General features: G+C 69.7%; 17 protein-coding genes and 5 tRNA genes. 6 read left to right on the top strand and 16 right to left on the bottom strand.

What is annotated here, in order from left to right; all coding sequences use genetic code 11:
* Positions 1 to 174 precede the first annotated feature (174 nt).
* Both ABT245_RS20725 and ABT245_RS20720 read left to right on the top strand, forming a co-directional pair.
* A complete protein-coding gene (locus tag ABT245_RS20725; protein ID WP_030952852.1) occupies positions 175 to 408 on the top strand; it encodes an Lrp/AsnC family transcriptional regulator in 234 nt (77 codons plus the stop codon).
* Between the two features lie 20 nt (positions 409 to 428).
* A complete protein-coding gene (locus tag ABT245_RS20720) occupies positions 429 to 944 on the top strand; it encodes a DUF3515 domain-containing protein (protein WP_351735596.1) in 516 nt (171 codons plus the stop codon).
* Between the two features lie 184 nt (positions 945 to 1,128).
* On the opposite strand, the gene ABT245_RS20715 is transcribed toward ABT245_RS20720, so the two are convergent.
* From ABT245_RS20715 to ABT245_RS20705, 3 genes are all read right to left on the bottom strand, one after another.
* Entirely contained in the window at positions 1,129 to 2,286 is a 1,158-nt protein-coding gene (locus tag ABT245_RS20715) for a D-alanine--D-alanine ligase family protein (protein ID WP_351735594.1), read from the bottom strand.
* A gap of 82 nt (positions 2,287 to 2,368) precedes the next feature.
* A complete protein-coding gene (locus ABT245_RS20710; protein ID WP_351735592.1) occupies positions 2,369 to 3,379 on the bottom strand; it encodes an NAD(P)H-dependent glycerol-3-phosphate dehydrogenase in 1,011 nt (336 codons plus the stop codon).
* The gene (locus ABT245_RS20705; RefSeq protein ID WP_351735590.1) at positions 3,376 to 4,140 is read right to left on the bottom strand and encodes a lysophospholipid acyltransferase family protein; all 765 of its coding nucleotides are present in this window, start codon (positions 4,138 to 4,140) and stop codon (positions 3,376 to 3,378) included. The genes ABT245_RS20710 and ABT245_RS20705 overlap by 4 nt, the downstream gene beginning before the upstream one ends.
* Before the next feature lie 144 nt (positions 4,141 to 4,284).
* Between ABT245_RS20705 and cofC the strand changes: the two genes are divergently transcribed.
* Positions 4,285 to 4,923, top strand: a complete 639-nt coding sequence (gene cofC / locus ABT245_RS20700; protein WP_351735588.1) for a 2-phospho-L-lactate guanylyltransferase — start codon at positions 4,285 to 4,287, stop codon at positions 4,921 to 4,923.
* Positions 4,924 to 4,932: 9 nt separating this feature from the next.
* Positions 4,933 to 5,145, top strand: a complete 213-nt coding sequence (locus ABT245_RS20695) for a hypothetical protein (protein WP_351735586.1) — start codon at positions 4,933 to 4,935, stop codon at positions 5,143 to 5,145.
* A gap of 101 nt (positions 5,146 to 5,246) precedes the next feature.
* Here the strand turns inward: ABT245_RS20695 and ABT245_RS20690 are convergent, their stop codons facing one another.
* The 4 genes from ABT245_RS20690 to leuC all read right to left on the bottom strand — a co-directional run bounded on the left by ABT245_RS20690 (position 5,247) and on the right by leuC (position 8,547).
* Complete coding sequence (locus ABT245_RS20690) at positions 5,247 to 5,885, bottom strand: HU family DNA-binding protein (protein WP_351735584.1); 639 nt, start codon at positions 5,883 to 5,885, stop codon at positions 5,247 to 5,249.
* 137 nt (positions 5,886 to 6,022) lie between these two features.
* A complete protein-coding gene (locus ABT245_RS20685; protein ID WP_351735582.1) occupies positions 6,023 to 6,253 on the bottom strand; it encodes an SCO5555 family protein in 231 nt (76 codons plus the stop codon).
* A 264-nt stretch (positions 6,254 to 6,517) separates the two neighbouring features.
* The gene (leuD, locus tag ABT245_RS20680; protein ID WP_351735580.1) at positions 6,518 to 7,111 is read right to left on the bottom strand and encodes a 3-isopropylmalate dehydratase small subunit; all 594 of its coding nucleotides are present in this window, start codon (positions 7,109 to 7,111) and stop codon (positions 6,518 to 6,520) included.
* A 5-nt stretch (positions 7,112 to 7,116) separates the two neighbouring features.
* Complete coding sequence (leuC, locus tag ABT245_RS20675) at positions 7,117 to 8,547, bottom strand: 3-isopropylmalate dehydratase large subunit (RefSeq protein WP_351735578.1); 1,431 nt, start codon at positions 8,545 to 8,547, stop codon at positions 7,117 to 7,119.
* A gap of 192 nt (positions 8,548 to 8,739) precedes the next feature.
* Between leuC and ndgR the strand changes: the two genes are divergently transcribed.
* Positions 8,740 to 9,456 (top strand): IclR family transcriptional regulator NdgR, encoded by a 717-nt coding sequence (gene ndgR / locus ABT245_RS20670; RefSeq protein WP_351735576.1) that lies wholly within the window; start codon positions 8,740 to 8,742, stop codon positions 9,454 to 9,456.
* A gap of 312 nt (positions 9,457 to 9,768) precedes the next feature.
* Here ndgR and ABT245_RS20665 read toward each other — a convergent pair.
* The 9 genes from ABT245_RS20665 to ABT245_RS20625 all read right to left on the bottom strand — a co-directional run bounded on the left by ABT245_RS20665 (position 9,769) and on the right by ABT245_RS20625 (position 13,815).
* A tRNA-Glu gene (locus ABT245_RS20665) sits at positions 9,769 to 9,841 on the bottom strand.
* 28 nt (positions 9,842 to 9,869) lie between these two features.
* A tRNA-Gln gene (locus tag ABT245_RS20660) sits at positions 9,870 to 9,941 on the bottom strand.
* Positions 9,942 to 9,963: 22 nt separating this feature from the next.
* Positions 9,964 to 10,036: transfer RNA gene (locus tag ABT245_RS20655), tRNA-Glu, on the bottom strand.
* A 27-nt stretch (positions 10,037 to 10,063) separates the two neighbouring features.
* A tRNA-Glu gene (locus ABT245_RS20650) sits at positions 10,064 to 10,136 on the bottom strand.
* A 39-nt stretch (positions 10,137 to 10,175) separates the two neighbouring features.
* Positions 10,176 to 10,247: transfer RNA gene (locus ABT245_RS20645), tRNA-Gln, on the bottom strand.
* A 90-nt stretch (positions 10,248 to 10,337) separates the two neighbouring features.
* Positions 10,338 to 11,069: an HAD family hydrolase gene (locus ABT245_RS20640; RefSeq protein WP_351735574.1), complete on the bottom strand. Its 732-nt coding sequence runs from the start codon at positions 11,067 to 11,069 to the stop codon at positions 10,338 to 10,340.
* A gap of 53 nt (positions 11,070 to 11,122) precedes the next feature.
* On the bottom strand, positions 11,123 to 12,646 hold the full coding sequence (gene gltX / locus ABT245_RS20635; protein WP_351735572.1) for a glutamate--tRNA ligase: 1,524 nt from the start codon (positions 12,644 to 12,646) through the stop codon (positions 11,123 to 11,125).
* A complete protein-coding gene (locus tag ABT245_RS20630) occupies positions 12,639 to 13,424 on the bottom strand; it encodes a fumarylacetoacetate hydrolase family protein (RefSeq protein ID WP_351735570.1) in 786 nt (261 codons plus the stop codon). The genes gltX and ABT245_RS20630 overlap by 8 nt, the downstream gene beginning before the upstream one ends.
* A gap of 202 nt (positions 13,425 to 13,626) precedes the next feature.
* The gene (locus ABT245_RS20625) at positions 13,627 to 13,815 is read right to left on the bottom strand and encodes a hypothetical protein (protein ID WP_351735568.1); all 189 of its coding nucleotides are present in this window, start codon (positions 13,813 to 13,815) and stop codon (positions 13,627 to 13,629) included.
* Between the two features lie 566 nt (positions 13,816 to 14,381).
* On the opposite strand from ABT245_RS20625, the gene ABT245_RS20620 reads away from it, so the two are divergent.
* The coding region (locus ABT245_RS20620) for a sensor histidine kinase (protein WP_351735566.1) at positions 14,382 to 16,624 on the top strand (2,243 nt) is incomplete at its 3' end.

The raw sequence follows: 16,624 nt of genomic DNA, 5'->3' as shown, positions 1-16,624 counted from the left end.
CCCGCTCGCGCTCCATTGTCGTCCTCGATACGGTCGAGACGGCCGTCAACTTCCGTCCTGCCTGCACCCCGGCGCGCGGTCCCGCTCTCCACAGGTCTCCCCGTGGCGAGCGGCGACGCGATACCGTGGCGTTCCTTTTCCCCACATGATCCTCGTGGCCGCCCTGGAGGTTCCGTGGTACAGGCGTACATCCTGATCCAGACGGAGGTCGGCAAGGCGTCGACCGTCGCCGAAACGATCAGCAAGCTCCCTGGAGTGATCCAGGCCGAGGACGTGACGGGACCTTATGACGTCATCGTGCGCGCACAAGCGGACACCGTGGACGATCTGGGCCGCATGGTGGTCGCCAAGGTCCAGCAAGTGGACGGCATCACCCGCACCCTGACCTGCCCGGTCGTCCATCTGTAGCCCCCGTCTACCCTTGGCCGGTGAACATCTTCCGTCACCGGCTCCTCGGTCTGCCCGCGCTGGCCCTGCTGCTCTTGCTCGCGGGCTGCTCCTCAGCAGACGACGACGCCACCGTCGCGGTTCCCAGTCCGGACGCGAAGACGGCCGGGTTGTGTCAGAACCTGGACAAGGCGCTGCCACGGACGCTGGACGGACGGAGCCGCGACGACCCCGAGCCCCGGTCCGCCTTCACGGCGGGCTGGGGAAGCCCGGCGATCATACTGCGCTGCGGTGTCACCCGGCCGCCTAAGATGATCGACCCCGCGGTCGCGAAGGGCGACGACGCCGACGCGATCAGCGGCGGTGTGAACGGTGTCGACTGGCTGATGGAGAAGCAGTCCGACGGAACGATGCGGTTCACCACGGCCAACCGTGAGGCGTATGTGCAGGTGACCCTGCCGAAGCGGGACGCCGACCGGTCGAGTTCAGCGGTACTGGTCGCCCTGGCCCCGTCCGTGAAGAAGACGATCCCCACGGGAATCGCCTCGATGACCTGACCGGCCCGCGCCCCAAGGTTCCAAAGGGGCACGGGGCCCGGCCGAGATGCGGCTTCGCCGCGATGGGGTCTCCTGTTCGAGCGGCGCCGAGAACTTGGGGGAGCGCCCAGCCGCGACATAGCCGCAGCCGGCGAACGCGGCCGCAGACACCCGACGCCGTGCATCGGCCGAACCCGCGGAGCGGTCAGCGCAGGCCCGTGGAACGCCGCAGAGCCGCCCGTACCAGCAGATCCACCAGTTCCGGATAGCTGATCCCGGACGCCTGCCACATCTGCGGGTACATCGAGATCGGTGTGAAGCCGGGCATCGTGTTGATCTCGTTGATGACGAACTCGCCGTCCTCGGTGAGGAAGAAGTCCGCGCGGACCAGCCCCTCGCAGGAGACCGCATCGAAGGCCGCCACGGCGAGCCGCCGCACCTCGGCGGTCTCCTCCTCGGTCAGCGGCGCGGGCACGATACCGGGTGTGGAGTCGATGTACTTGGCCTCGAAGTCGTAGTACGCGTGCGCGTCCGGCGGCGGGATCTCCGCCGGTACGGAGGCCCGCGGCCCGTCCTCGAACTCCAGCACCCCGCACTCGATCTCACGGCCCCGCAGCGCGGCCTCGACCAGGATCTTCGGGTCGTGCGCCTGCGCCTCGGCGATCGCCTCGTCCAGCCCGGACAGGTCCTCGACCTTGGTGATGCCGATCGACGACCCCGCGCGCGCGGGCTTCACGAACAGCGGCCAGCCGTGCTCCCCGGCGAAGTCGACGATCCGCCTGCGGGCGGCGGACTCGTCCCGCGCCCACTCCCGCGGCCGGATCACCAGGTACGGGCCGACCTTGAGCCCGAAGGAGGTGAAGACCCGCTTCATGTACTCCTTGTCCTGGCCGACGGCCGAGGCGAGCACGCCCGAACCCACGTACGGCACACCGGACAGTTCCAGGAGCCCCTGGAGGGTGCCGTCCTCGCCGTACGGGCCGTGCAGCACCGGGAAGACCACGTCGACCTCGCCCAGCGCCTTCGGCACGGAGCCCGGCTCGCTGTAGACGACCTCGCGGTTGCCGGGGTCGACGGGGAGGACCACAGCGCCCTCGGTCGACTCGGCGAGTTCCTCGACGTCGGGCGTGCGCCGTTCGGCGATGGCCATGCGGTCCGGGGCGTCCGCGGTGAGCACCCAACGCCCGTCCCGCGTGATGCCGATCGGCAGCACGTCGTACTGGGTGCGGTCGATGGCGCGTAGTACGGCGCCCGCGGTGACCATGGAGATCCCGTGTTCGGAGCTGCGTCCGCCGAACACGACGGCCACACGCGGCTTGCGAGGCTGCTGCCCGGGGCTCTGGGGGAGGTTCTCGGTGCTCATATCGCGTTGAGAGTACCCGTTGGCAGAGATCGCATACAGCGTCGCCCCCGAAGGCAAACGGACCAAATACGGCCCGGTTCGCTCATCGTCGTTCGGGTTTGGCGCTGCGCGACATCAGTTCCTTGAGGGCCACCACCGGCGGCTTGCCCTCGTGCACGATGCCGACGACCGTCTCCGTGATGGGCATGTCGACGCCGTGCCGGCGGGCCAGATCGAGCACGGACTCACAGGACTTGACGCCCTCGGCGGTCTGGCTCGTGACCGCGATGGTCTCCTCCAGGGTCATCCCCCGGCCGAGGTTGGTGCCGAAGGTGTGGTTGCGGGACAGCGGCGAGGAGCAGGTGGCCACCAGGTCGCCGAGGCCCGCGAGTCCGGAGAAGGTCAGCGGGTCGGCGCCCAGCGCCGCGCCGAGCCGGGTGGTCTCGGCGAGCCCGCGTGTGATCAGCGAGCCCTTGGCGTTGTCGCCGAGCCCCATCCCGTCGGCGATGCCCACGGCAAGGCCGATGACGTTCTTCACGGCGCCGCCCAGCTCGCAGCCCACCACGTCCGTGTTGGTGTACGGGCGGAAGTAGGGCGTGTGGCAGTGGGCCTGGAGCCGCCGGGCCACCGCCTCGTCGGTGCAGGCGACGACGGCCGCCGCGGGCATCCGGGCGGCGATCTCACGGGCCAGGTTGGGGCCGGTGACCACGGCGATCCGGTCGTGGCCGACCTTGGCGACGTCCTCGATCACCTCGCTCATCCGCATCGTGGAGCCGAGTTCCACGCCCTTCATCAGGGAGACGAGGACGGTGTCGGGCGCGAGCAGCGGGACCCAGGCGGCGAGGTTCCCGCGCAGCGTCTGCGAGGGCACCGACAGGACCGTGAAGTCGGCGTCCGCGGCGGCCTTGGCGGGATCGGTGGTGGCCCGCAGGTTCGCCGGCAGTTCGACACCGGGGACATAGCCGGGGTTGGTCCGCGTGGAGTTGATCGCTTCCGCGACCTCCGGGCGCCGGGCCCACAGGGTGACCTCGCACCCCGCGTCGGCCAGCACCATCCCGAACGCCGTGCCCCATGAACCGGCGCTGAAGACCGCCGCCTTGACAGGCTCGCTCACTTGCCGCCGTCCCCTTCCTGACCGGTCTGCGCCCGCGTCCTGCGCCGCTGCTCGTTCCGCTCCCGGCGCGGATCGTACGGCTCATCGGGCGCCTTCTCGCCGCGGATCTCCTCCAGCTGGCGGGTGATGGCGGCCATGATGACCTCGGTGGCCTCCTTGAGGACCTCCGCGGTCATCTCCAGGCCGTAGAAGCGCGACAGGTCCACCGGCGGGCCCGCGAGCACATGGTGCGTCTTGCGCGGCAGGAGGTTCGGCTTCCTGGCGTACGGCGGGAGCAGTTCGTTGCAGCCCCACTGGGCGACGGGCACGACCGGGCACTTGGTCTGCAGGGCCACGCGCGCGGCACCGGTCTTGGCCGTCATGGGCCAGCCGTTCGGGTCGCGGGTGAGGGTGCCCTCGGGGTAGAAGGCGACGCACTCGCCGCGCTCCACCGCGTCGATCGCGGCCCGGAAGGCGCTGAGCGCGTCGGTGCTCTCCCGGTACACGGGGATCTGCCCGGTGCCACGCATCGCGGCGCCGACGAATCCCTTCTTGAAAAGACCGCTCTTCGCCAGGAATCGCGGCACCCGTCCGGTGTTGTACTGATAGTGCGCGTACCCGAGGGGGTCGATGTGGGAATTATGGTTCACCGCGGTGATAAATCCGCCCTCGGCCGGAATGTGCTCCATTCCACGCCAGTCCCGCTTGATCAGAACCACCAGCGGCGGTTTGCAGATCACCGCGGCGAAGCGGTACCAGAAGCCGATTCTGCGGCGGGACACTCGTCCACCTTCCTCTAGAGCCTGGGGAGCCGGACAAGTGTCGCTCCAGGCCGCCGGTCTGTCGAGAACACCGTACGCCCCGCCACCCGGGCCGCCGGGTGACCCGGGTGACAATGAGCGCGACGAGAGAGGGACGGTACGTCGGTGCAGTGGACCTTGGTCATCCCCCTGAAGCCCTTGGCGCTGGCCAAGAGCAGGCTCTCGGACACCGCAGCCGACGGGCTGCGTCCGGGGCTGGCCCTGGCGTTCGCGCAGGACACGGTGGCGGCGGCGCTGGCCTGTGCGGCGGTGCGGGATGTGGCGGTCGTCACGGACGACGCGCTGGCCGGCCCGGAGCTGGCGGCGCTGGGCGCCCGCATCGTCCCGGACGAGCCGGGCGGCGGTCTGAACGCCGCTCTGGCGCATGCGGCCGCAGTCGTTCGGTCGGCACGGCCGAAAGCCCCGGTGGCGGCGCTGAACGCCGATCTGCCGGCGCTGCGCCCGCCGGAATTGGCCCGGGTACTTGCGGCCGCCGCAAAATTCCCGCGTGCCTTTCTCCCCGATGCCGCCAAAATCGGCACGACGCTGCTGGCGGCGGCCCCGGGCCGGGAATTGCGCCCGGCTTTCGGCGGCGATTCCCGCGCCCGGCACGGCGCGTCGGGCGCGGTGGAACTCCGGCTGGACGCGGTGGACTCGGTACGGCAGGACGTGGACACCGGTGACGATCTGCGCGCGGCGCTGGCGCTCGGCGTGGGCCCGCGCACCGCGGCGGCGACCGCGCGCCTGCTGATCCCCGGACAGTAGGCTGCCGCCATGCAGGCAACCGCGTACACATACGACCCCGAGACCCGCAGCGGGCAGGTGCTGCTGGACGACGGCACCCCGGTGCCCTTCGACGCGCCGGCGTTCGACGCGGGCGGGCTGCGGCTGCTGCGGCCGGGACAGCGGGTGCGGATCGAGACGGAAGCGGCGGCCGGGACCGGACCCGGGCTGCGGATCACCTTGGTGACCCTGCAAACGCTCTGAACGGCGAGCGGGGCGCCGCGAACGCCGGAGAACCCCCAAAACGCGCCGCGGGCCGGACTCCCGAGGGAGTCCGGCCCGGCGTGTGAGTACCCCGGGTGCCCTTACGCCTTGCGGGCGGTGGCCTTCTTGGCGGTGGTCTTGCGAGCCGTCGACTTCTTGGCCGGAGCCTTCTTCGCGGGGGCCTTCTTGGCCGTCGCCTTCTTGGCGGCGCCCTTCTTCGCGGTGGTCTTCTTGGCGGCCGCCGTGGTCTTCTTGGCGGTCGTCTTCTTCGCCGTGGTCTTCTTGGCGGCCGGCATGGTCTTCTTGGCCGTCGTCTTCTTCGCCGCGCCCTTCTTCACCGCGGCCGCGCCCTTCTTGGCGGCGGTCTTCTTGGCGGCGGCCTTCTTGACCGTCACGGAAGCACCGCCGGTCAGGCTGCCCTTGGGCGCCTTCTTGACCGAGACCTCGCCGCCCCGCGGGAGCTTCTTCGAGCCGCTCACCAGGTCCTTGAAGCCCTGGCCGGCACGGAAACGCGGCACCGAGGTCTTCTTGACACGAACCCGCTCGCCCGTCTGGGGGTTACGGGCGTAGCGGGCGGGGCGGTCCACCTTCTCGAAGGACCCGAAGCCGGTGACCGAGACCCGCTCGCCCGCGACGACCGCGCGGACGATGGCGTCCAGGACATGATCGACAGCATCGGCGGCCTGCTGGCGGCCGCCCATCTTGTCGGCAATCGCTTCTACGAGCTGCGCCTTGTTCACGTCTTCCCCTTCGGAGACATCGCCAGAACGAAAGTGATCTAGCTTTTTCGCACGTTAGGCAGATATATACCGCAAATCAAACACGAAACGGGCTAATCACCCTTGTGCCGCAACGGACTCGGTCCTCTCGGACTTGTTCAGCGCTCCTCTTCGGGGAATCGCCCCGCGTCGAGGTCCGCGGTGAACCGGTCGAGCCGCCTTGCCGCGTCGGCGAGATCGTGCTTGGCCGCGGCCGTAATGACCAGCAGCTTCCGGGTCAGCGCCATCCGTACGCCCTCCGGGACTTGCAGTGCGCGCACCCTTGTGTGCGCTTCCTTCAGTTGGTCCGCGACCGCCGCATAGAGCTGGAGTTGGCCGTCGTGTTCCATGCACAGATTGTGCCATCTGGGGCGAGTTGTCGCCTGCCCAGGGGGCAACTGCCGCCGCTGAAGCCCCTCGGGACGCCCGCAAAATCCCCCGCCTCGTCGGACGTCTACCCTGCTGATCACCCACGTAACGTGGGGAGTTGGGAGACGGAGGGGGGCGATCCTGGGCCGTTCGGGCGCAGACATGGCTGTACCCCCGATCGTGGCGATCGGGGGTACAGAGGGGGCGTTGGCGTGGCCGAATCTCGACCTGTCGGGCCGGTTGGCTCAGACCTTCAGCGTCCGCGGCTTGTGGACGGGCCGCTTCGCCTCGTACGCGGCGATGTCGGCCTCGTTCTGGAGGGTGATGGAGATGTCGTCCAGTCCGTTCAGCAGCCGCCAGCGGGAGTTCTCGTCCAGCTCGAAGGAGGCGGTGATGCCCTCGGCGCGCACCTCACGTGCCTCAAGGTCCACAGTGACCTCAGCGGTGACGTCCTTCTCGGTCAGCTCCCACAGCGCGTCCACGATCTTCTGCTCCAGGACCACCGTGAGCAGACCGTTCTTCAGCGAGTTGCCGCGGAAGATGTCGGCGAACCGGGAGGAGATCACCGCCTTGAAGCCGTAGTTCTGCAGCGCCCAGACGGCGTGCTCACGGGAGGAGCCGGTGCCGAAGTCGGGGCCGGCGACCAGCACGGTCGCGCCCTGCCGCTCGGGCCGGTTGAGGACGAACTGAGGGTCCTTGCGCCAGGCCTCGAACAGCCCGTCCTCGAATCCGTCCCGCGTCACCTTCTTCAGCCAGTGGGCGGGGATGATCTGGTCGGTGTCGACGTTGCTGCGGCGCAGCGGGACGGCCCGGCCGGTGTGCGTGGTGAATGCTTCCATGGCTCTCAGACTCCAGCGGGCGTACGGGTGTCGGCGTCGGACAGATCGGCGGGGGACGCGAGGTGGCCCAGGACCGCCGTAGCGGCCGCGACCTGCGGCGACACCAGGTGCGTACGGCCGCCCTTGCCCTGCCGGCCCTCGAAGTTGCGGTTGGAGGTGGACGCGGAGCGCTCACCCGGGGCGAGCTGGTCGGGGTTCATGCCCAGACACATCGAGCAGCCCGCGTGCCGCCATTCGGCGCCGGCCTCCTTGAAGACCACGTCCAGGCCCTCGGAGACGGCCTGCAGACCGACCCGCGCGGAGCCCGGGACGACCAGCATCCGTACGCCGTCGGCGACTTTGCGGTCCTTGAGGACGTCGGCGGCGGCCCGCAGGTCCTCGATGCGGCCGTTGGTGCACGAGCCTACGAAGACGGTGTCCACCAGGATGGAACGCAGCGTCTGCCCGGCCTCCAACCCCATGTATTCCAGGGCCTTTTCGGCGGCCAGCCGCTCCGAGGCGTCTTCGTACGAAGCCGGGTCGGGGACCGCCGACGAAAGGGGCGCGCCCTGGCCGGGGTTGGTGCCCCAGGTGACGAACGGCGCCAGCTCGTCGGCCTTGATGACCACCTCGGCGTCGAAGACCGCGTCCTCGTCCGTGCGCAGCGTCCTCCAGTACTCCACCGCGGCGTCCCAGTCGGCGCCCTCGGGGGCGTGCGGGCGGCCCTTGAGGTAGGCGAAGGTGGTCTCGTCGGGGGCGATCATGCCCGCGCGGGCGCCGGCCTCGATCGACATGTTGCAGATGGTCATCCGGGCCTCCATCGAGAGCTTCTCGATGGCGGAGCCGCGGTACTCCAGGATGTAACCCTGGCCGCCGCCGGTGCCGATCTTCGCGATGATCGCCAGGATCAGGTCCTTGGCGGTGACGCCCTCGGGCAGTTCGCCCTCGACCGTGATCGCCATGGTCTTCGGGCGGGCCAGGGGCAGCGTCTGGGTGGCCAGCACGTGTTCCACCTGGGAGGTGCCGATGCCGAACGCCAGCGCGCCGAAGGCGCCGTGCGTGGAGGTGTGGGAGTCGCCGCAGACGACCGTCGTACCGGGCTGGGTCAGGCCCAGCTGGGGGCCGACCACGTGCACCACGCCCTGCTCGACATCGCCCAGCGGGTGCAGCCGCACCCCGAACTCGGCGCAGTTCCCCCGCAGCGTCTCCAGCTGGACGCGGGAGACCGGGTCGGCGATGGGCTTGTCGATGTCGAGGGTCGGGGTGTTGTGGTCCTCGGTCGCGATGGTGAGGTCGAGGCGGCGCACCCGGCGGCCGTTCTGCCTGAGGCCGTCGAAGGCCTGCGGGCTGGTCACCTCGTGCAGCAGGTGCAGATCGATGAAGAGGAGGTCGGGCTCGCCCTCGGCGCGCCGGACGACATGGTCGTCCCAGACCTTCTCCGCGAGTGTCCTACCCATCGCTTTCCCTCCGGCCGGCAGTGCTGCACCGGCTCAACTAGAGATTTCTCCGGAAACGGCGCCCGCGCCCCTTGTTTCCCCGGGCGTCCGCCGCCAAGCCCGTCGGTCCGCGGGCCACTGTGTCTTCCAGGGTGGCGTGTTCCACCGAAAATTGAACTTGCGTTTCACAGAGTGAGACGCGAGTATCGTTGCATGGACAACAGTAGCGGCGTCGGCGTTCTGGACAAGGCGGCCCTCGTCCTGAGCGCTCTGGAGTCCGGTCCGGCCACCCTCGCGGGTCTGGTCGGGGCCACCGGACTGGCACGACCCACGGCCCACCGGCTGGCCGTGGCGCTGGAACACCACCGCATGGTGGCACGCGACATGCAGGGCCGTTTCATTCTCGGACCGCGACTGGCCGAGCTGGCCGCGGCGGCGGGCGAGGACCGCCTGCTGGCGACGGCGGGCCCGGTGCTCACGCATCTGCGGGACATCACCGGCGAGAGCGCACAGCTCTATCGGCGCCAGGGCGATATGCGCATCTGTGTGGCCGCCGCGGAGCGGCTGTCCGGACTGCGGGACACGGTCCCGGTCGGCTCCACGCTCACCATGAAGGCGGGCTCGTCCGCGCAGATCCTGCTCGCCTGGGAGGAGCCCGAGCGGCTGCACCGCGGTCTGCAGGGCGCGCGCTTCACCGCGACGGCTCTGTCCGGCGTGCGGCGCCGCGGCTGGGCCCAGTCGATCGGCGAGCGCGAGCCGGGTGTGGCGTCCGTCTCCGCGCCGGTGCGCGGCCCCTCGAACCGTGTCGTGGCGGCCGTGTCCGTCTCCGGCCCCATCGAGCGACTCACCCGGCACCCGGGCCGGATGCACGCCCAGGCGATCATCGATGCCGCCGCCCGGCTCTCCGAGGCCCTGCGCCGCTCGGGCTGAGCGGGAGTGGAACGCCGTACCCCGTCGGAAGAGATCAGCCTCAACGCCGCGGCGGATCGACCCGGCGGGGACCCGTCCCGCCCCAGGGCCACGGGGAACCGCACGCCCAACCACGCACGCCCCCGGGATCACCGGACAACGCCCCACCCACAGGACCGCGAGAAACCGCACATACGACCCGGGGACCGAACAACGCCCCACCCGAGGCTCGCGGGGAACGGCACGGCCAACCCACATACGCCCCCGCAGGCCGCACAACAGAGATGGCCCCCCACCTCAGCGCATCGGCTGAGGCGAAGAGCCATCGTCCCGTACCCCCGACCGGATTCGAACCGGCGCTACCGCCTTGAGAGGGCGGCGTGCTAGGCCGCTACACAACGGGGGCGAGGATCATGCGTTTCCGCAGATCCGAGCTGGTCTACCTGGACTCGAACCAAGACTAACTGAACCAGAATCAGTCGTGCTGCCAATTACACCATAGACCAATGATGGTTTAGACCAGTTCAGTACCCCCGACCGGATTCGAACCGGCGCTACCGCCTTGAGAGGGCGGCGTGCTAGGCCGCTACACAACGGGGGCCCTAGCATCCCGACAGGATCGGGACCGTACCCCCGACCGGATTCGAACCGGCGCTACTGCCTTGAGAGGGCAGCGTGCTAGGCCGCTACACAACGGGGGCTTGCGGATGAGATCCGCAGATGCAGATGAACTCTGCGAGCTGGCCTACCTGGACTCGAACCAAGACTAACTGAACCAGAATCAGTCGTGCTGCCAATTACACCATAGGCCACTGGAACGCAAGCCCCTGAGGGGATCTTGTTCTAGTTGTGCGCCCGGTTCCTTGGCCTTCCGGCCCGCTCACCGCGGCGCAGGAAGAACATTACCCGAAGGTGGACGGGGCTCCAAAACGGGTATCCGCGCGGACGATCGCGGGAAGTTCGGCCAGCGAGGAGATCCGGTGGGCCGCGGCGACGGCCGCGGCGACGGCCGGCACCCCGCCCCGGTCGATCCACACGGACAGCAACCCGGCCTCGGCCGCGCCCCGTCCGTCGATCTCCGGGTGGTCGCCGACGTACGCCACCTCGTGCGGTGGCAGTTCCAGGGCCGCGCAGACCGCCCAGAACGCCTCGGGGGCGGGCTTGGAGACGCCGAGTTCCGCCGCGCACAGCACCGTTTCGAAGCGGTCGCGCACCGCGAGGGCGCGCAGCTTGTGCTCCTGGACATGGATGCTCGAATTGGACAGCACGGCGTGCCGGTGGCTCCCGGCGAGTGCGTCGAGGACGGGCAGCACATCGGGGAACAGGCTCCAGGCGGCCTCGTAGTGCGCGATGTAGCGCCGAAACCATGCCTCGGCCTCGTCGTCGGTCAGCTCCGCCCCCAGGAAGTCCCGCACCCGGTCACGGCGCTGCTCCTCGAAGCCGACCTCGCCGGCTCCGAACCGCGCCCACTGCAGGTCGGTGATCTCCCGCCAGCGCGCGAGGGCCTGCTCCACGCCGTCGTGCGCGGGCAGCAGGCCCTCCGCCGCCAGATGGGCCCGCAGGCCGGCCCGGTCGGCGGACGTGTAGTCGAAAAGGGTGTCGTCGACGTCCCAGACCACGGCTCGGATGCTCACAGGCCGACGGTAGCGCGCGGCCGGGCCGCGCGCCGTCGTCATGCGCCGTTCCGTTATGCGGTGAGCCGTGCCAGGGCCGCGTCGATGCGGGCCAGCGTCCGCTCCTCGCCCAGCACTTGCAGGGACTCGAACAGGGGCAGGCCGACCGTGCGGCCGGTGACCGCGACCCGCACCGGGGCCTGGGCCTTGCCCAGCTTGAGACCGTGGGCCTCGCCGGCCGCCAGGACGGCCTCCTTCAGTGAGTCGGGGGACGTCCAGTCGGCGGACTCCAGCCGCTCGCGAGCCGTGCGGAGCAAGGCGTCGGAGCCCTCCTTCATCGCCTTCGCCCAGCTCGCCTCGTCGAAGACCGGCTCCGGCAGGAACAGGAAGTCGACGTTGTCCGTGATCTCCGACAGGACCTTCAGACGGGTCTGCGCGTGCGGGGCGATGGCCTGCCACTTCGGCTCGTCGAACGCCTCGGGCGCCCAGGGCGCGAACGGGTCCTGGAGCCAGGGGCGGCAGCGCTCCGTGAAGTCCTTCACGTCCAGCAGCCGGATGTGGTCGGCGTTGATGGCCTCGCACTTCTTCAGGTCGAAGCGGGCCGGGTTGGGGTTCACATCGGCGATGTCGAAGGCCGCGACCATCTCGCCGACGGTGAAGATGTCCTGGTCGGCGGAGAGCGACCAGCCGAGCAGGGAGAGGTAGTTGAGCAGGCCCTCGGGGAGGAAGCCGCGCTCCCGGTAGAGGTTCAGGGACGACTGCGGGTCCCGCTTGGAGAGCTTCTTGTTGCCCTCGCCCATCACGTACGGCAGATGGCCGAACTGCGGGATGCCCTGGGCGATGCCCAGCTCGATCAGGGCCTTGTAGAGGGCGATCTGGCGGGGGGTGGAGGAGAGCAGGTCCTCGCCGCGCAGAACGTGGGTGATCTGCATGAGGGCGTCGTCGACCGGGTTGACCAGTGTGTACAGCGGGGCGCCGTTGGCGCGGACGATGCCGTAGTCGGGCACGTTCTCCGGGGTGAAGGTCAGCTCGCCGCGGACCAGGTCGGTGAAGGTGATCGTCTCGTCCGGCATGCGGAAGCGGACGATCGGGGTGCGGCCCTGGGCCTGGTACTGCTCGATCTGCGCGGCGGTCAGCTCGCGGCAGTGGCCGTCGTAACCGGAGGGCCGGCCGGCCGCGCGGGCCGCCTCACGGCGGGTGTCCAGCTCCTCCTGGGAGCAGTAGCAGTGGTAGGCGTGGCCGGCGTCGAGGAGCTTGGCCGCGACGTCCTGGTAGAGGTCCATGCGCTGCGACTGTCGGTACGGCGCGTACGGGCCGCCCACCCCCGGGCCCTCGTCCCAGTCGAAGCCCAGCCAGCGCATCGCGTCGAGCAACTGGTCGTAGGACTCCTCGGAGTCCCGGGCCGCGTCGGTGTCCTCGATGCGGAAGACGAGCGTGCCCTGGTGGTGCCGGGCGAACGCCCAGTTGAACAGGGCGGTGCGGACCAGGCCCACATGGGGGTTACCGGTGGGCGAGGGACAGAAACGGACGCGTACGGGGGATGGGGATGCCCCCTGCTCGAGCGAAGCCGAGAGCTTGGGAGAGGGTGCGCTAGCCACGCTTGACAACCTTGTTGGTGAGAGTGCCGATGCCTTCGATGGTGACGGCGACCTCGTCGCCGACGTTGAGGGGGCCGACCCCCGCGGGGGTGCCGGTGAGGACCACGTCGCCGGGCAGCAGCGTCATGGCCTCGGTGATGTTGACGATCAGGTCCTCGATGGAGTGGATCATCTCGCTCGTGCGGCCCAGCTGGCGCTGTTCGCCGTTGACGGTGAGCTGGAGGGTGAGGTCGTTCGCCCGCTCCAGGTCCAGGTCGGTCTCCACCCAGGGGCCGAGCGGGCAGGAGGTGTCGAAGCCCTTGGCCCTGGCCCACTGCTTCTCGCGCCGCTGGACATCACGGGCGGTGACGTCGTTGGCGCAGGTGTAACCGAAGATCACGTCCTTGACGCGGTCGCGCGGGACCTCGCGGCACATCCGGCCGATGACCACCGCCAGTTCGGCCTCGTGGTGCAGTTCCGTGGAGAACGACGGGTACTGGATCTCGTCGCCGGGGCCGATCACCGAGGTGGACGGCTTGAAGAAGGCGAACGGGGCGTCGGGCACCTCGTTGCCCAGTTCCTTCGCGTGCTCCGCGTAGTTGCGGCCGAAGGCCACGACCTTGTTGGGGAGCACCGGAGGCAACAGCCGGACTTTGCTCAGCGGGACCTTGGTCCCGGACAGCTCATGGTCCGCGAACGGGATGCCCTTGATGATGTCGAGGACGAGTTCGTCCTGCTTGTCGCCCTCGACCGCGCCGAAGGCGACGTTCCCGTCGATGGAGAACCTGGCGATGCGCACGGGATGCTTGCGCCCCTTAACTCAGAAGACCCGCGTCGGCTTGCGACCGGCTGGATGTCGGCTGGAGTCTGACGCTCCAGGCTAACGCGGCACGGGGGTCATGACCTCGCGGATTACCGGCACGCCGAAGGGCGCCACTGCGGGAAGTGGCGCCCGTGCCGTGCGGCGGGCCCTGCCGCGTGGTGCGCGGCCCCTGCGGGTACTACTCCGCGGGGGTGGCCGCGGCCGGAACCTCCATGAGGACCGTGCGCCGCGGGTTGGCGGTCTGGGCGGGCAGGTCGAGGGAGTGCTCCGGCTGTTCCGGTGCCCACAGCCCGTCGGCGTCGTCGAGGTGGGCGAGAGTGGTGCGACGCGGGTTGGCTATGGTGCGGAACATCATCGTGGTCTTCACGGCTGTAGGAACCCTGTCCTGTGTGGGTTGGCAGAAACTTCCCTCTTGTAAAGCGTCAGGCTAAACATCCGATTCCCCGGCGCCGTCGTGAAGCGCGCGTGATGAGCGTGTGAGTTTGCTCACGAATCCAGGTACAAAGCGGTCAATCCTGACCGTCAACTCACCCCGGAGAAACGGACATTGCAGCCCTGAAGCTGGCATTCCGCTCCTGATCATCGCGACCGGGGCACGCTCCGACGGTCGGCGACTCGCTGGAGTAAGTCCGTTATGTGCGAGATCTTTTTCCACGTCTCGTGACCCCGCACTCACACCCTGTCACAGAGGTCACGGGCTGGCCCACGGGCCTTGTTGGAGATCCGGCACTGTGCTGGAATTCCACGGACCGCCGCGGGAATCGAGCCGGCGCTCAGGGGGCGCGAAGCAGCGCCGAGTGGCGGCGAGACAGGGGGAGCCAGCGCCGGTTACTCACGACCACCCGGGGGGCGTATTCAGGGCGCTTCCCGACAACGCCGACACCGCCCGCCCGTTCACACGGAGGGGCGCCTGGTCCAGAGGTTGCGACGCTAGTGCAGGGACGTTTCAAGAGGGATGGCAGCGCTCCGGCGGAGCCGGAGGCGCGCGGCTCGACCGACCGCGGCGCCTCGCCCCAGCACGCCCAGAACCCGGGCCCGGCCGCGTCCGGCGACGGCGCGGAGCGCCCCGGTGCCCCGTCCACACCGCCGCGCTCCGCGCCGCCGGTCAAGCCCGCCAAGAGTCCGACCGGCCCCGGATCGCGCATAGCCCTGCGCAACTGGCGTATCTCCACGCGTCTGGTGTCGCTGCTCACGCTGCCCGTGGTCGCGGCCACCTCGCTGGGCGCGCTGCGCATCAACCAGTCCTTGGACGACATCCAGCAGCTCGACAACATGAAGCTGCTGACGGCGATGACGAAGCAGGCGACCGAACTCGCCGCGGCGCTCCAGGAGGAGCGCGACCAGTCCGCCGGACCGCTGGCGCACGGCCTGAAGACGGACAACTTCACAGTCAAGGGCTACCAGGACCGCACCGATCGGGCCCTGACCAACTTCCTCAACGCCTCCGAGGACATCGACTCCGCGAGCAAGGACGGCAACCTCCAGGGCGTCCGCGACAGCCTCGTCGGCCTGGCAGGCCAGTTGGACGGCCTGGCCAAGATCCGCCGCTCCGCGTACCAGGCCAAGGACAACTCGACCCAGACCATCGAGGCGTACCACCGGCTGATCACCCAGCTGATCGGCCTCTCCTCGGACATGGCGCAGGCGTCCAGCAACCCGGAGATGATCCAGCGCACCCGCGCCCTGGCGGCCTTCTCCACGTCCAAGGAGTACGCGTCCGTGCAGCGCGCCGTCATCGCCGCGGCCCTGCCCGACAGCAACAAGACGGTCGGCAACCTCTCCGACAACGACCGGCTCTACGGCGATTCGGCGCTGGAGAGCGAGTCCTCCGAGCTGAACATCTTCCGCAAGCTCTACGCCACGCAGGGCGCCGAGGAACTGCTCAAGCCCATCGACGAGGGCAACCCGACCATCGAGTCCGCGGACACCTACGCCAAGCGCGCGCTCGGCGGCGAAGAGGGCATCAGCGGGCTCCCGAAGCGCTCCTACCGCGACTGGGTCGACGACAGCTCGACCAAGATCGAGCAGATGAAGAAGATCGAGCACACGCTGCTCGAGGAGATGGAGCAGAAGGCCCGCGAGCTGCGCAGCGCCACCGAGCGCGACGCGATCATCTCGGGTGTGCTGATCCTGATCGTGCTCGGTGTCTCCCTGGTCGGCGCGTTCGTCGTCGCCCGGTCCATGATCCGCTCGCTGCGCCGGCTCCAGGACACCGCGACGAAGGTCGCCAAGGACCGGCTGCCCGAGCTGGTCAAGCAGCTCTCCGAGGCGGACCCGCAGGACGTCGACACGTCCGTGGAGTCGGTCGGTGTGCACTCCCGGGACGAGATCGGCCAGGTGGCCTCGGCCTTCGACGACGTGCACCGCGAGGCGGTCCGCCTCGCCGCCGAGCAGGCCCTGCTGCGGGGCAACGTCAACGCGATGTTCACCAACCTCTCGCGCCGCTCCCAGGGCCTCATCCAGCGCCAGCTGTCGCTCATCTCCGAACTGGAGTCCCGCGAGGCCGACCCGGACCAGCTGTCCTCGCTGTTCAAGCTGGACCACCTCGCCACGCGTATGCGACGCAACGGCGAGAACCTCCTCGTCCTCGCCGGTGAGGAGCCCGGCCGCCGCTGGACCCGCCCGGTCCCGCTGGTCGACGTGCTTCGCGCCGCCGCCTCCGAGGTGGAGCAGTACGAGCGGATCGAGCTGGCCTCGGTGCCGACCACCGAGGTCGCGGGACGCGTCGTCAACGACCTCGTGCACCTGCTCGCCGAGCTGCTGGAGAACGCGACCTCGTTCTCCTCGCCGCAGACGAAGGTCAAGGTCACCGGTCACGCGCTGCCCGACGGCCGGGTGCTGATCGAGATCCACGACACCGGCATCGGCCTCTCCCCCGAAGACCTCGCGGCGATCAACGAGCGGCTCGCCTCGCCGCCCACCGTGGATGTCTCCGTCTCCCGCCGCATGGGCCTGTTCGTGGTCGGCCGGCTGTCGCAGCGGCACGGCATCCGCATCCAGCTGCGCCCGTCCGACTCGGGTGGCACGACGGCGCTGGTCATGCTGCCCGTCGATGTCGCCCAGGGCGGCAAGAAGCCCGCTCCGGGCAAGCCGGGCGTGCCCGCCACGGGCGGCCCGGCCGCCGCGCAGGCCGCCGCGGGCGCGGCGGCGGCCCGGCGGGGAGCCGCCCAGGGCGG

This window comes from Streptomyces sp. NPDC001508, assembly GCF_040298665.1.
Taxonomy (GTDB): domain Bacteria; phylum Actinomycetota; class Actinomycetes; order Streptomycetales; family Streptomycetaceae; genus Streptomyces.
This window is presented reverse-complemented; position numbering and strand designations above follow the sequence as displayed.